General features: G+C 60.5%; 13 protein-coding genes. 5 read left to right on the top strand and 8 right to left on the bottom strand.

The window, feature by feature from the left end; translation table 11 throughout:
• Positions 1-125 precede the first annotated feature (125 nt).
• From J3P93_RS02810 to J3P93_RS02820, 3 genes are all read left to right on the top strand, one after another.
• Positions 126-1415, top strand: a complete 1290-nt coding sequence (locus J3P93_RS02810; protein WP_434594972.1) for a GGDEF domain-containing protein — start codon at positions 126-128, stop codon at positions 1413-1415.
• Between the two features lie 90 nt (positions 1416-1505).
• On the top strand, positions 1506-3302 hold the full coding sequence (locus tag J3P93_RS02815; protein WP_434594975.1) for an acyl-CoA dehydrogenase C-terminal domain-containing protein: 1797 nt from the start codon (positions 1506-1508) through the stop codon (positions 3300-3302).
• Positions 3303-3483: 181 nt separating this feature from the next.
• Complete coding sequence (locus tag J3P93_RS02820; RefSeq protein ID WP_434594978.1) at positions 3484-5262, top strand: acyl-CoA dehydrogenase C-terminal domain-containing protein; 1779 nt, start codon at positions 3484-3486, stop codon at positions 5260-5262.
• A gap of 226 nt (positions 5263-5488) precedes the next feature.
• On the opposite strand, the gene J3P93_RS02825 is transcribed toward J3P93_RS02820, so the two are convergent.
• Positions 5489-6403, bottom strand: coding sequence for a LysR family transcriptional regulator (locus J3P93_RS02825; RefSeq protein ID WP_434594980.1), 915 nt, complete (start codon positions 6401-6403; stop codon positions 5489-5491).
• A gap of 169 nt (positions 6404-6572) precedes the next feature.
• Between J3P93_RS02825 and J3P93_RS02830 the strand changes: the two genes are divergently transcribed.
• Positions 6573-7856 carry an aspartate aminotransferase family protein gene (locus J3P93_RS02830; RefSeq protein ID WP_434594983.1) on the top strand — a complete coding sequence of 428 codons (1284 nt, stop codon included), beginning with the start codon at positions 6573-6575 and terminating at the stop codon, positions 7854-7856.
• Positions 7857-8051: 195 nt separating this feature from the next.
• The gene (locus J3P93_RS02835; protein WP_003228885.1) at positions 8052-8210 is read left to right on the top strand and encodes a YqaE/Pmp3 family membrane protein; all 159 of its coding nucleotides are present in this window, start codon (positions 8052-8054) and stop codon (positions 8208-8210) included.
• A gap of 37 nt (positions 8211-8247) precedes the next feature.
• Here the strand turns inward: J3P93_RS02835 and J3P93_RS02840 are convergent, their stop codons facing one another.
• From J3P93_RS02840 to pqqA, 7 genes are all read right to left on the bottom strand, one after another.
• Entirely contained in the window at positions 8248-9198 is a 951-nt protein-coding gene (locus J3P93_RS02840; RefSeq protein ID WP_093096621.1) for an IS481 family transposase, read from the bottom strand.
• 117 nt (positions 9199-9315) lie between these two features.
• On the bottom strand, positions 9316-11127 hold the full coding sequence (locus J3P93_RS02845; protein ID WP_434594987.1) for a prolyl oligopeptidase family serine peptidase: 1812 nt from the start codon (positions 11125-11127) through the stop codon (positions 9316-9318).
• A complete protein-coding gene (gene pqqE / locus J3P93_RS02850) occupies positions 11093-12223 on the bottom strand; it encodes a pyrroloquinoline quinone biosynthesis protein PqqE (protein WP_434598277.1) in 1131 nt (376 codons plus the stop codon). Before pqqE ends, J3P93_RS02845 begins: the two co-directional genes overlap by 35 nt.
• 1 nt (position 12224) lies before the next feature.
• Positions 12225-12500, bottom strand: coding sequence for a pyrroloquinoline quinone biosynthesis peptide chaperone PqqD (gene pqqD / locus J3P93_RS02855; protein WP_434594990.1), 276 nt, complete (start codon positions 12498-12500; stop codon positions 12225-12227).
• Positions 12497-13249 carry a pyrroloquinoline-quinone synthase PqqC gene (gene pqqC, locus J3P93_RS02860; RefSeq protein WP_090286883.1) on the bottom strand — a complete coding sequence of 251 codons (753 nt, stop codon included), beginning with the start codon at positions 13247-13249 and terminating at the stop codon, positions 12497-12499. The genes pqqD and pqqC overlap by 4 nt, the downstream gene beginning before the upstream one ends.
• Before the next feature lie 135 nt (positions 13250-13384).
• Complete coding sequence (gene pqqB / locus J3P93_RS02865) at positions 13385-14296, bottom strand: pyrroloquinoline quinone biosynthesis protein PqqB (protein WP_434594993.1); 912 nt, start codon at positions 14294-14296, stop codon at positions 13385-13387.
• Positions 14297-14377: 81 nt separating this feature from the next.
• Positions 14378-14452, bottom strand: coding sequence for a pyrroloquinoline quinone precursor peptide PqqA (gene pqqA, locus J3P93_RS02870; RefSeq protein ID WP_003444522.1), 75 nt, complete (start codon positions 14450-14452; stop codon positions 14378-14380).
• Between the last annotated feature and the right edge of the window lie 56 nt (positions 14453-14508).

Below are 14508 nucleotides of genomic sequence, written 5' to 3' on the forward strand. Positions count from 1 at the left end.
TCAGATAGTCAGGGCTTCTGCCGTTACAGAGGCAGCATGTGATCTGGATCACATTGTGAGTGCTCAAACGAGCACATTGCAGGCACAATGCTATCTCTTTGCCATGACGGGTCGGAGCTTTACCCTTGCCGCGTTCTTCCGCTGTACGTTTCAGTCATTTCCTCCCCTCACTGCTGCTGTTACTGGCGGGGTTGGCGGCTGCGTACGTCAAAGACCTCAGTGTGTTCTTCACTTCGCTGTTCAACGTGCTGCCAACTCTGGTGTTGCTGCTGGGCGGTGCGTATTGCGCGGTTTACCGACGCCAGCGTGAGCTGTTTCTGATGCTCACCGTGTACATCGCCTACTTTTTGCTCGACACCCAGACCGATTATTACCGCGACAACGGCAAGGTCCGTGAAGACGCTGCGGTGGTGTTTCATCTGGTGTGTCTGCTCCTGCCGCTGTTGTTCGGCCTGTTTGCGGCGTGGCAGGAACGCACGCACCTGTTTCAGGACATGGTCGCGCGCTTTGCCGTGCTGCTGGCCTTCGGCAGCGTGGCGCTGGGGCTGGAGCAAAGTTATCCCCAGGCGCTGCTGATGTGGCTGTCGGAAATCCGCTGGCCAGCGCTGCACGGGGCGTGGATGAGCCTGATCCAGCTGTCCTATCCGGTGTTCATCTCGTCGTTCCTGCTGCTGGCCTGGCAGTACTGGCGCCACCCGCGACCGCTGCACGCGGCGCAACTGGTCGGCTTGCTCGGCGTGTTCTGGATGCTACCGAAAACCTTCATTCTGCCGTTTACGCTGAACATCATGTGCAGTCAGGTGATGTTGATGATTGCCGCTGCCGTTGCGCATGAGGCTTATCAAATGGCCTTTCGCGATGAGCTCACCGGTCTGCCGGGCCGTCGTGCGCTCAACGAACGCATGCAGCGCCTGGGGCGCAATTATGTGTTGGCGATGAGTGACGTCGACCATTTCAAGAAATTCAACGACACCCACGGCCACGACGTCGGTGACCAGGTCCTGCGTCTGGTCGCCAGCAAACTGTCAAAAATCAGCGGTGGCGGTAGGGCATATCGCTATGGCGGGGAGGAATTTGCCCTGGTGTTCGCAGGCAAGACCCTCGAGGAATGCATGCCGCACCTGGAGGTGATCCGCGAGTCGATTGCGTCCTACAGCATTCAATTGCGCAACCAGGAAAACCGCCCGCAGGATGACCTGCAAGGTCGTCAGCGCCGCGCAGGGTCAGGAGCGTCCGCAGTGTCGGTCACTGTGAGTATCGGCGTCGCCGAACGGCTGGAACAACGCACGCCGGAAGAAGTGCTCAAGTCCGCCGACCAGGCGCTGTACAGCGCCAAGGGCGCCGGGCGTAACTGCGTGATGGCATTCGGGCAGAATCGCCGCGGCGCGGTGCGCATGGACACCGCTGCGGGTTGAGTGATGACGGCGCATTCAGCGCCTGCACAATGATTGTCGGGTGCGGTGGCCGGCAGTAGGTTGAATCGATCTGCTGACGGAGAAGCCACCATGCCTGAGTACAAAGCTCCCCTGCGCGACATGCGCTTTCTGATCGACCACGTCTTCGACTTTCACAGCAATTACGCCACCCTCGGCGCCCATGACGCCAGTCCGGACATGATCAACGCGATCCTTGAGGAGGGCGCGAAGTTCTGTGAGAACGTGCTCGCGCCGCTCAATCGCAGCGGTGACGAAGAGGGCTGCCATTTCGACAACGGTGTGGTGACAACGCCTACAGGCTTCAAGCAAGCCTTCGCACAATACGTGGAGGGTGGCTGGCACGGTCTGGCTGCAGATCCGACCTATGGCGGCCAGGGCCTGCCGAGTTCGCTGGGGCTGGTGATCAGCGAGATGGTCGGCTCCAGCAACACATCCTGGGGCATGTACCCGGGCCTGACCCACGGCGCCATGTCGGCGATCCATGCCCATGGCAGCAGCGAACAGAAAAACACCTACCTGAGCAAACTCACCGCCGGGCAATGGACCGGCACCATGTGTCTGACCGAAGCGCATTGCGGCACCGATCTGGGCATCATCAAGACCCGCGCCGTGCCGCAGGTCGACGGTAGCTACGCGATCACCGGCAGCAAGATTTTCATTTCTGCCGGCGAGCACGACATGAGCGACAACATCATTCATCTGGTCCTGGCCAAACTGCCGGACGCGCCGGCCGGGACCAAGGGCATCTCGCTGTTCATCGTGCCCAAGTTCCTGCCCGATGCGGCGGGCGAAGCGGGCGAGCGCAACGGTGTTTCCTGTGGTTCGATCGAACACAAGATGGGCATCAAGGCCTCGGCCACCTGCGTGTTGAATTTCGATGGCGCCAAAGGCTTTCTGATCGGCGAGCCGAACAAGGGCCTGAACTGCATGTTCACCATGATGAACCACGCACGCCTCGGCACCGGCATGCAGGGCTTGTGTCTGGGCGAGGCGAGCTTTCAAGGCGCGATCAAGTACGCCAACGACCGCTTGCAGATGCGCTCGCTGACCGGCGCGAAAGCGCCGCACAAAGCCGCCGATCCGATCATCGTCCACCCGGACGTACGGCGCATGCTGCTGACCATGAAAGCCTTCAACGAAGGCAATCGGGCACTGACTTATTTCACCGCCCAGCTCCTCGATAGCGCGCATCTGAGCAGCGACGCCGAGGCGCGTCAGGACGCCGAAGATCTGTTGGCATTCCTCACCCCGATCTGTAAAGCGTTCATGACCGACACCGGGCTGGAGGTGACCAACCACGGCATGCAGGTGTTTGGTGGCCATGGTTTCATTCGCGAATGGGGCATGGAGCAACTGGTGCGTGACTGCCGCATCGCGCCTATCTATGAAGGCACCAATGGCATTCAAGCGCTGGACCTGCTCGGGCGCAAGGTGCTCGGCAGCCAGGGCAAGTTGCTGCGCGGCTTTACCAAAATCGTCCACAAGTTCTGCGCCGCCAACGCCGAGCATGCGCAACTGGGCGCTTTTGTTGCTCAGCTCAACGAGTTGAATCAGCAGTGGGGCGATCTGACCCTGAAGGTCGGCATGGCGGCGATGAAAAATCCCGACGAAGTCGGCGCCGCGTCTGTCGATTACCTCATGTACAGCGGCTACATCATTCTCGGCTATCTGTGGTTGCGCATGGCCCTGGTGGCGCAGGCGCAACTGGAAGCGGGCACAGGCGAGGCGGATTTTCTGCGTGGCAAACTGGCGACGGCCGAGTTTTACTTCAAGCGCCTGCTGCCACGCACCGCTGCACACCGCGCGGCGATCGAGGCGGGCAGCGATTGCCTGATGCAATTGCCGGCGGAGCTGTTCGCGCTCTAAGGGTTTGCGGCACAAAGAGCCCGCTGATTGCGGGCTTCTTTTTTGGACATCTGTCGATGACTAAAAATAACAAATCAGTCATGGCCTGACCCTATGTGTCGCAAAAGTTGTTGAGGTACACTCCGGCTCACAGAAAACATCATTCCACGAATCACCTATTCCAGATCCTGCGAGGTTTGCCATGGCCGACTACAAAGCGCCGCTGCGCGATATGCGCTTCGTCCTCAATGAAGTGTTCGAAGTCGCCAAACTCTGGGCCGAACTGCCGGCGCTGGCCGAGACCGTCGACGCCGAAACCGTTGAAGCGATTCTCGAAGAAGCCGGCAAGGTCACCAGCAAAAGCATCGCCCCGCTGAGCCGCGCCGCTGACGAAGAAGGCTGCCACTGGGCCGACGGTGCCGTGACTACGCCGGCCGGTTTCCCCGAGGCGTATCAGACCTATGCCGAAGGCGGTTGGGTCGGCGTCGGCGGTGATCCGGCCTACGGCGGCATGGGCATGCCCAAGGCCGTGTCGGCTCAGGTCGAAGAAATGGTCAACTCCGCCAGCCTGGCGTTCGGTCTGTATCCGATGCTGACAGCCGGCGCCTGCCTGTCGATCAACGCCCACGCCAGCGAAGAGCTGAAAGCCGCGTACCTGCCGAACATGTACGCGGGGATCTGGGCCGGTTCCATGTGCCTGACCGAGCCGCACGCCGGCACCGACCTGGGGATTATTCGCACCAAGGCCGAGCCACAGGCTGACGGTTCCTACAAGGTCAGCGGTACCAAGATCTTCATCACTGGCGGCGAACACGACCTCACCGAGAACATCATCCACCTGGTGCTGGCCAAGCTGCCGGACGCCCCGGCGGGTCCGAAGGGCATTTCGCTGTTCCTGGTGCCGAAGTTCATGGTCAATGCCGATGGCAGCCTCGGCGCGCGCAACCCGGCCAACTGCGGTTCGATCGAACACAAGATGGGCATCCAGGCGTCCGCGACCTGTGTGATGAACTTCGACGAAGCCGTGGGCTATCTGGTCGGCGAGCCGAACAAAGGCCTCGCCGCGATGTTCACGATGATGAACTACGAGCGTCTGGGCGTGGGTATTCAGGGCCTGGCGACCGGCGAGCGTTCCTACCAGAACGCGGTTGAATATGCCCGCGACCGCCTGCAAAGCCGTTCGCCGACCGGCGCGCAGAACAAGGACAAGGTCGCTGATCCGATCATCGTTCACCCGGACGTGCGACGCATGCTGCTGACCATGAAAGCCTCGAACGAAGGCGGCCGGGCGTTCTCCACGTACGTGGCGATGCAACTCGACACCGCCAAGTTCAGCGAAGACCCGGCGACGCGCAAGCGTGCGGAAGATCTGGTCGCACTGCTGACGCCGGTGGCCAAGGCGTTCCTCACTGACCTGGGCCTGGAAACCACGGTGCACGGCCAGCAGATCTTCGGCGGCCATGGCTACATTCGCGAGTGGGGCCAGGAGCAACTGGTGCGTGACGTGCGCATCACGCAGATCTACGAAGGCACCAACGGCATTCAGGCGCTGGACCTGGTCGGGCGCAAGATCGTCGGCAGCGGCGGTGCGTTCTATCAATTGTTCGCCGATGAGATCCGCCATTTCACTGCTACCGCGAGCGCCGATCTGGGCGAATTCACCAAGCCTTTGAACGACGCAGTCGATACCCTGGACGAGCTGACTTCATGGTTGCTGGACCGAGCGAAAAATAATCCGAACGAAATCGGCGCGGCCTCTGTCGAATATTTGCAAGCATTCGGTTACACGGCGTACGCCTACATGTGGGCACTGATGGCCAAGGCCGCGCTGGGCAAAGAAGCGCAGGAAGATTTCTACGCGAGCAAGCTGGGCACCGCACGCTTCTATTTCGCCCGTCTACTGCCGCGCATCCACTCGTTGAGCGCCTCAGTGAAGGCCGGCAGCGAGTCGTTGTTCCTGCTGGATGCCGCGCAATTCTGATGCGATAGCGTCATGTAAGCATTCGCTTACATGACGTGCTGCTGTTCTCCCATAGTCGCCAATTGGATCCACGGCTAATCTACATTTCATGGACGTCGCGCAGGAAGCGCAAAGCAACAACACGGACACGTAGGATTCTGCCAGGGTGGCGGAGTGAAATGGATGTCAGGGAAACAGTCTGCAAAGCCCCGCTTCGGCGGGGTTTTCTTTTGCCTGAAGAAAAGATTCAGGCCAGCGGATCCAGCGCCGGTTTCACTTCGCGCTCCAGCACCTCTTCGAGTAAACCGCGAAGCAACGTGAGTGACGCCTGCTGGCGTTGCACATCGCGACACACCAGGCCGACCTTCAGCGGCACCCGTGGCTCGCTCAGCGGTTTCCACAGCAGATCCTCATCGTCGTACTGCCGCTGGGATTGCCCCGGCAGCACCGTCGCCAATCGGGTGTGCGGCAGGCTGTCGAGAATCCCCACCATATTGTTCAGTTCCGCCTGTACCTGCGGGCGCCGACCGAGGCTGGCCAGTTGCGCCTGCCAGATCTGGCGGATCTGAAACTCCTCACCCAGCAGCAACATCGGCAACTCGGCTGCCTGGCGCATCGAGACTTTCTTGAACTCACGCAACGGATGGTCCGCCGGAATCACCAAGGTCAGTTCGTCTTCATAGAGCATCACACCGTGCAGACCCGGTTGGCGCGGGGGCAGATAGCTGATGCCAATGTCCAGCGAACCGTTGAGCAGACGCCGCTCGATTTCCAGTCCCGTCAGCTCGTAGATCTGCACCACCAGATGCGGTTGCGCCTTGCGCACCCGTTCAAGCATCTGCGGCACCAGGCTGGTGTGCACTGTCTGCAATACGCCGATCGCCAGGGTGCGCAACGCCTGGCCCTTGAAGTTGCCCAGCGCCTCGCGCGCCCGTTGCAAACCGTCGAGCAGCGGCAACGCGTGGTTGTACAAGGTGTGCGCGGCAAGCGTCGGCAGCAGGCGCTTGCTGCTGCGCTCGAACAAGGTGACGTCGAGGTTCTGTTCGAGGTGGCGGATCTGTTGCGACAGCGCCGGTTGCGAGATCGACAGGCGCTCGGCGGCACGGCCGACATGGCCCTCTTCGTAGACCGCGACGAAATAACGCAGTTGTTTGAAATCCATAAGTAATGCTTATCGAAATGGCTGATAAATCGAAATGGCCCGGAGCCTTCGGTGAGCCTAGTCTAACCGCATTCATAAGGCTTACAGGGTCAGAAAGCGCGATGATCAGCGTTCGCTTCGACAGGGTTTGCATAGGCAGTTCAAAACACCTCGAGCGAGGTGTTTTTCGATGAATCTGTTCAGTTTGCGGCGCCAGGCGCCGAATCTCGATGACCTCGTGATGGACAACAGCGCAACCGAGGCTGACGGTGACCTCAGCGCTGAGCGCCTGATGCCTAGCGTCCAGCGTCCACAGCAAGTGTTCGTCCGCGGGCAGGGTTCATGGCTGTGGGACAGCCAGGACCGTGCCTACCTCGACTTTTCCCAGGCCGGCGGGGCCAACAGTCTCGGGCACAGTCCGTCGGCGCTGGTCAAAGCCATTGCCAACCAGGCGCAGGCGCTGATCAACCCCGGTTTCAATCTGCACAATCGCGGCATGCTCAGCCTCGCCGAGCGTCTGTGTGCCAGCACCGGCAGCGATCAGGCCTATCTGCTCAACAGCGGCAGCGAGGCCTGTGAAGCGGCGATCAAACTGGCGCGCAAATGGGGACAACTGCATCGCGGCGGTGCTTCGCGGATCATCGTCGCCAAACAGGGCTGTCATGGCCGGAGTCTGGCGACGATCTCCGCCTCGGACAGCTGCAACCTGGCGAACCGTTTCGCGCCGTTGCTGCCGGGTTTCGATCAGGTGCCGTTCAACGATTTGCCGGCGCTGCATGCGGCCGTCGATGCGCAGACCGTGGCGATCATGCTCGAACCGATCCAGAGCGATGCCGGGGTGATTGCGGCTAGCGAGCATTACCTCAAAGGTGTCGAACGCCTGTGCCGTGACTTGGGCATTCTGCTGATCCTCGACGAAGTGCAAACCGGCATTGGCCGCTGCGGCAACTTGCTTGCCGAACAGTCCTACGGCGTGCGCGCCGATATCGTCGTGCTCGGCAAAGGTCTCGGCGGCGGTGTCCCCTTGGCGGCGCTGCTGGCGCGGGGCAAGGCTTGTTGTTTTGACACGGGTGAGTTGGGCGGCACGCATCACGGCAATGCGTTGATGACGGCGGCGGGCCTGGTCGTACTTGATAGCGTGCAGGACCGCAGCTTTCTCGCCCAGGTCAGAGAAAACGGCCAGCACCTGCGCGAAGGCCTGGCCCGATTGGCACACCGCTACGAGCACGGCGACCTGCGCGGCCAAGGCTTGTTTTACGGACTGACCCTGTCAGACGACTGCGCCAACGCCGTAGTCCACGCCGCCCTGCACGAAGGCCTGCTGCTCAACGCCCCGCAAGCCAACTGCCTGCGCTTCACCCCGGCCCTCACCGTGAGCAAAACCAACATCGACGAAATGCTCCTGCGCCTGGGCCGCGCATTCTCCCGAGTGCGCACCGCACAGTTGCAATGCCGCAACGGGATTGCTGTTTGAGCTGACATTTCCTACCCGATTTTCCAGAACCGTCTCGCGGTATAACGCACGCCCCACGCCTGATTGCTTTTGGCGTGGGGCGTTTTTTTGGGGAGGGTGGCGATGAAATGGCAGACGCACTGAACCCTGACGAACGGCGCAGGTCGATTAGCTTGTATGGCTCAAGTGAGCCAACCCCCATTCAGGAGCTGCCCCATGGACTTTATTCGCATCATCATCGCTATTCTGTTGCCGCCACTGGGTGTGTTTCTGCAGGTCGGGTTTGGCGGGGCGTTCTGGTTGAACATTCTGCTGACGCTGTGCGGGTACATTCCGGGGATCGTGCATGCGGTGTATATCATCGCCAAGCGCTGAGTTCAGCGTCAGCCGATAGGCCGCCATCGCTAGCAGGCTAGCTGTGTAAACCCACCACGTTGTTCACGGATGCTATTCGGCTAATCGGTGGTAAATAACTCAAACTGGCATGCGGGCGATGCCAGTTGTACCTGTGCAACCAAGGCATCAGATACGTCGCGCGTTGATCTGAGCTTTCATAACTTCTGGCGTAGGCCCATTCGCGCAGAGCGGTCTGTATAAATCGCTCTGCCTTGCCATTCGTGCGCGGGGTGTAAGGCTTGGTAAAGATGTGCTTAAGCCGCAGCCGCCGGCACAGGCGCTTGAAGCTCCTGGATTTGTAGCAAGGGCCGTTATCGGTCATTACCCGCTCGAATTTCACGCCGAGCGTTTTGTAGTAACGCAGGGCCCGGATCAGCGCGAGGCAGGCGCTACGAGCGGTTTGGTCTGGGTATAAACCACAGTGCGCCACTCGACTATGGTCGTCGATGGCAACATGTCCAAACTCCCAACCCACATGGTAAGAACGGCCTTTCAGACGGTCTTTTGTCACTCGATGACCAGGTTTGTTAAAGCGCCCCAGCCTCTTGATATCCAAGTGCAGCAAGCCTCCCGGCTGAGAGTATTCGTAGCGAATAACCGCAACTGGCGGTTCCAGATAAGCCAGGCGATTGAGTCCGTTGCGGCTCAATATCCTGCCTACCGTGCTATGCCCCACCTTCAAAGACTTACTGATTTCGCCATAGGTTTTTCGCTCACGGCGAAGCTTGATGATTTTCTCCAGACACTCTGGGGCAGTAGCGTGCGGACAGGAAGCCGGGCGGGATGAGCGATCCTGGAGACCTTTTTCGCCTTCGGTTCGATAGCGGTTTATCCACTTGTAGGCAGTGCGAACGCTGACCCCCTGGGCCTTGGCCACCTCTTCAACTCTCAAACCCTCTGTGAGGACTCTTTGAACAAGAAGGGCTCGACCAGAAACAGTTAATCGGGCATTTTTATGAGTGTTCACTCGGGGCCTCCGGGGGCTTGGTTTGGTTCGCACCTCCAATTTCCCGGAAAAGCCCCGAGTGAACAACCTACAGAGAGATCACAGCTAGCCTGCTAGCGATTCGGGCAACCCCGGATTTCAGTCTGCAAACCCCATCACCCGCCGATAAAACTGCCACTCCTGGTCCAGCGCATGCGCCTGATTGGTGGCGCGGCGGAAGCCGTGGCGTTCATCGGCATAGTAATGGGCTTCGACCGGAATGCCGTTGCGCTCAAGCGCTGCGACCATGTCGCGGGTCTGCTGCGGCACGACCACCGCATCCAGTTCACCCTGAAAGAAAATCACTGGCACGCTGATATTGTCTGCGTGAAGCAATGGCGTGCGGGCGGCATAGCGTTCGGCGTCCCGCTCGGGATCGCCGATCAGCCAGTCGAGATAGTCACCTTCGAACTTGTGCGTTGCCCGGCCCAATGCAACCGGGTCGCTGACACCGTACAGACTCGCCCCGGCGCGGAATACTTGCTGGAACGCCAGCGCACACAATGTGGTGTAGCCGCCCGCGCTGCCGCCCCGGATGAACGCGCGCTGCCCGTCGATCAAGCCTTGGTCGGCGAGATACGCGACGACGTTGCACGCATCCTCGACATCCACTTCACCCCATCGCCAATGCAAAGCCTGGCGATATTGCCGGCCATAACCGCTGCTGCCGCGATAGTTGAGATCGGCGACGGCAAAACCGCGCTGCGTCCAGTACTGGATGCGCGGGTCGAGCATCGGATAGCAGGCCGATGTCGGGCCGCCGTGGATGAACACCACCAGTGGCGGAGTCTTCTCGGCGGCCACGGCCGGGTAAAAGAAACCGTGCGCCTCACCCGAGCCGCTTGGATAACGCAGGGTTTGCGGACGGCTGATGTGTTCGGCGGGCAACGGCGCTATGCTGCCGGCCAACACGATAACTTCGTGCGTCTTTCGATCGATGGTAATGATCGCCGAGGGGCTGATCGGCGAGGCAGCAATGCAGTAGATGTTTTGCTGATCCGCAGCCAGATGACGGAAGCGGCTGTAGTCGCCAGTGAAATCTACATCACCAAGAGTCAGGCGACCGAATCCGCCTTCGCTCCAACTGGCCAGGAAAACATCGCCAAGCGGCAGCCAGGTGCAGCCACCGAGTTGCCACGGTGCCGGCGCATGGTCAGCCGGGGCGGCAAGCAATGGTTTCAATCCGTCGGGCGTTTCCACCCAGGGTTGCCAAAAACCGCCACGGTCGGTCAGGCAATACAGGCGACCTTCGGTGTCAAAGCGCGGTTGTTGAATGGATTCTTCAATCTCGCCGCCGGCAATGCACTGGGCCGAGCCAAAAGCGCCATCAGTTGAACGCTCGGCCACCATCAACCGAGTCGACGTCCAAGGCTGATGCGGTCTGCTCCACTCGATCCAAGCCAGGCGTTGGCCGTCCGGGCTCAACAGGGGCGACGCATAAAAGTCTGCGCCCTCAGCCAATACGTGCCGAACACCATCAGCCAGATCAACCGCCACCAATCGATGTTGATCGCGCTGCTCCTCAACCGCCAGGATCTGGCCGAACGCATACTGCAAATCACCAAAGCGGCAATCGCCGGAGGTCAGTGCTTCAGGCGCACCATTGAGGTTTTGCCGATACACCTGCTGGTCCGCCTCGTTGACGAAAACCACCCCGTCAGGCGTCAGACAAAACGCACCACCGCCATATTCGTACACGCGGCTGCGCACGCTGAAGCCATCCGGCGTCAGACATTGCGCCACGCCATCGCGCCAGTGCCAGATCCGGCATGCCGCATCCTGTGGGCGATATTCATTCCAGAATAAGCCGTTGGCGCCGAGCTGCAATTCGGCGAAATCGACGCCGGCGGCGACGGCTTGCGCGGCGCTGAAGGGCTCAGCCCTTGGCGATGAGGCGTGAGTTTCGTTCATTGCGAAAGGCCAGTTGTTCGATGGTCTGCGTGGCGCTCTCGGCTTCTTCGCGGGCCTTGAGGATTACGCCGTGATGGTCGGACTTGCTGCACACCGGGTCGGCGTTGCTCGCATCGCCGGTGAGCATGAACGCCTGGCAGCGGCAGCCGCCGAAGTCCTTTTCCTTCTCGTCGCACGAGCGGCACGGCTCGGGCATCCAGTCGTAACCGCGAAAACGGTTGAAGCCGAACGAGTCGTACCAGATGTGCTGCATGCTGTGATTGCGCACATTGGGGAACTGTACCGGCAACTGACGCGCGCCGTGGCAGGGCAGCGCGGTGCCGTCAGGTGTCACTGTCAAAAAGATACTGCCCCAGCCGTTCATGCAGGCTTTCGGGCGTTCTTCGTAGTAATCCGGGGTGACGAAAATCAGCTTGCACGGGTGCCCTTCGGCTTCCAGCTTCGCCCGGTATTCGTTGGTGATGCGTTCGGCGCGCACCAGTTGCTCTTGGGTTGGCAACAGGCCTACGCGATTGAGCTGCGCCCAGCCATAGAACTGGCAGGTGGCGAGCTCGACAAAGTCGGCCTCCAGCGCAATGCACAGCTCAATGATGCGGTCGATCTTGTCGATGTTGTGCCGATGAGTAACGAAGTTCAGCACCATCGGGTAACCATGGGCTTTCACCGCGCGAGCCATTTCCAGCTTCTGTGCGAAAGCTTTTTTCGAGCCGGCGAGCAGGTTGTTCACTTGCTCGTCGCTGGCCTGGAAACTGATCTGGATGTGATCGAGCCCGGCCTTCTTGAAGTCGCTGATTTTCTGCTCGGTCAGGCCGATGCCGGAGGTGATCAGGTTGGTGTAGAAACCCAGCAGCCGCGCTTCGTGAATCAGCTCGGCCAGATCCTGACGCACCAGCGGCTCACCACCGGAAAAGCCCAGTTGCGCCGCGCCCATCTCCCGCGCTTCGCGGAAGACCTTGATCCACTGTTCGGTCGTCAGCTCTTTGCCCTGCTCGGCGAAATCCAGCGGATTGGAGCAGTAAGGGCATTGCAGCGGGCAGCGGTAGGTCAGCTCGGCGAGCAGCCACAGCGGCAGGCCGACTTCAGGTTTGGCCGGCAGATCAGCCGAGGGTGAGCCAGTGTTGCTCACGGGCAACCTCCATGAATTGCTCGATGTCGCCACCGAGTTCGGGGACGCCGGGGAACTGCTCGTCGAGTTTGGCAATAATTGCCGCAACGTCTCGTTCGCCGTCGATCAAACCACCGATCAGCGCGGCGGTGTCGTTGAGCTTGATCATGCCTTCCGGGTACAGCAGCACGTGGCCTTTTTGTGCCGGTTCGTACTGGAAGCGGTAGCCGGGACGCCAGCTCGGGACTTTGCTGCGGTCGAAACTCATAAGCTGATTCCTTTATGCCAGACCCGTTGATCAGTAACGCTGTGATACGGCGGACGGTTCAGTTCGTAGGCCATGCTCATGGCATCGAGCATGCTCCAAAGAATGTCCAGTTTGAACTGGAGAATTTCCAGCATGCGTTCCTGGCCTTCGCGGGTCTTGTAATGTTCGAGCGTGATCGCCAGACCGTGTTCGACATCCCGCCGCGCCTGACCGAGGCGGGTGCGGAAGTATTCATAACCGGCCGGGTCGATCCACGGGTAATGTTGCGGCCAGCTGTCGAGGCGCGACTGGTGGATCTGCGGTGCGAACAGTTCGGTCAGCGAACTGCTGGCGGCTTCCTGCCAACTGGCGCGGCGGGCGAAGTTGACGTACGCATCGACGGCGAAACGCACGCCGGGCAGCACCAGTTCCTGCGAGCGCAATTGATCCGGGTCGAGGCCGACCGCTTGGCCTAGACGCAGCCAGGCTTCGATGCCGCCATCTTCGCCGGGAGCGCCGTCGTGGTCGAGCAGGCGCTGAATCCACTCGCGACGGATTTCCCGATCCGGGCAATTGGCGAGAATCGCCGCGTCCTTCAGGGGAATGTTCACCTGATAGTAGAAGCGGTTGGCGACCCAGCCCTGAATCTGCTCGCGCGTGGCGCGGCCTTCGTACATCGCCACATGGTAGGGGTGGTAGATGTGGTAATAGGCGCCTTTGGCGCGCAGGGCCGCTTCGAATTCGGCGGGGGACAGCGGGGTGTCGGTCATTGCGGTTCTCCGGAAACAACCGTTGAAATTTAAGTGACTGTTCGGGCCTCATCGCCAGCAGGCTGGCTCCCACAGAGATTCGCATGCGCCACAAATCCAATGTGGGAGCTGGCTTGCCAGCGATGGGGCCATCAGCTACAGCACAATACTCATGCCATCAAACGCCACTTCAACATTGCGCCGCGCGAGTTCTGCGCGCTCGGCCGAATCCTCGTCGAGAATCGGGTTGGTGTTGTTGATATGAATAAGGACTTTGCGTTGCTCGGGAAGCTGTTCCAGCACTTCGAGCATGCCGCCAGGGCCGTTCTGCGCCAGATGGCCCATCTCGCGACCGGTGCGGGTGCCGACGCCACGACGCTGCATTTCGTCGTCGTCCCACAGCGTACCGTCAAGCAGCAGGCAGTCGCTGCCGGCCATGATCTCCAGCAATGGCGCGTCCACTTTGCCCAGGCCCGGCGCGTAGAACAATTTGCCGCCGGTGTTGAGGTCTTCGACGATCAGGCCGATGTTGTCGCCCGGATGCGGGTCGAAGCGGTGCGGCGAGTACGGTGGTGCCGCACTGCGCAAAGGCAGGGGAGTGAAGCGCAGGTTCGGGCACGCCGCCACCGTGAAGTTCTGATCGAGGTCGATGCGGTTCCAGTCCAGCCCGCCGTTCCAGTGGGTGAGCATTTTGAACAGCGGGAAACCGGTGCTCAGGTCTTCGTGAACCATGTCCGTGCACCAGACCTGATGCGGGCAGCCTTCGCGCAGGCTGAGCAGGCCGGTGGTGTGGTCAATCTGGCTGTCCATCAGAATGATCGCGCTGATGCCGGTGTCGCGCAGGGCGCGGCCCGGTTGCATCGGGGCAAAGCTTTGCAATTGCGCGCGGATGTCCGGCGAGGCGTTGCACAACACCCAGTTCACGCCATCATCGGAAATCGCGATGGACGATTGGGTGCGGGCCTTGGCGTTCAGGCTGCCGTCGCGAAAGCCTGCGCAATTGACGCAGTTGCAGTTCCACTGCGGAAAACCGCCACCGGCGGCCGAACCCAGAATCTGGACGAACATGAACGCTCCATCATTTCAACGCGGAAAATAAAACGCCCCGGCGAGCCGAGGCGTTGCACTGCGATTATGCGTAAGCAGAACTCAGCGGCTGGCGAAGTACATGGTGACTTCGAAGCCGATACGCAGGTCGGTGTAAGCAGGTTTGGTCCAGGCCATGAGATGTCTCCTTCTGTGGGTTGGGATAGCGCTATCCATAGGTATAGTCCACGGCA

Origin of the sequence: Pseudomonas sp. R3-57, from assembly GCF_051132065.1 — a bacterium.
Lineage (GTDB): Bacteria > Pseudomonadota > Gammaproteobacteria > Pseudomonadales > Pseudomonadaceae > Aquipseudomonas.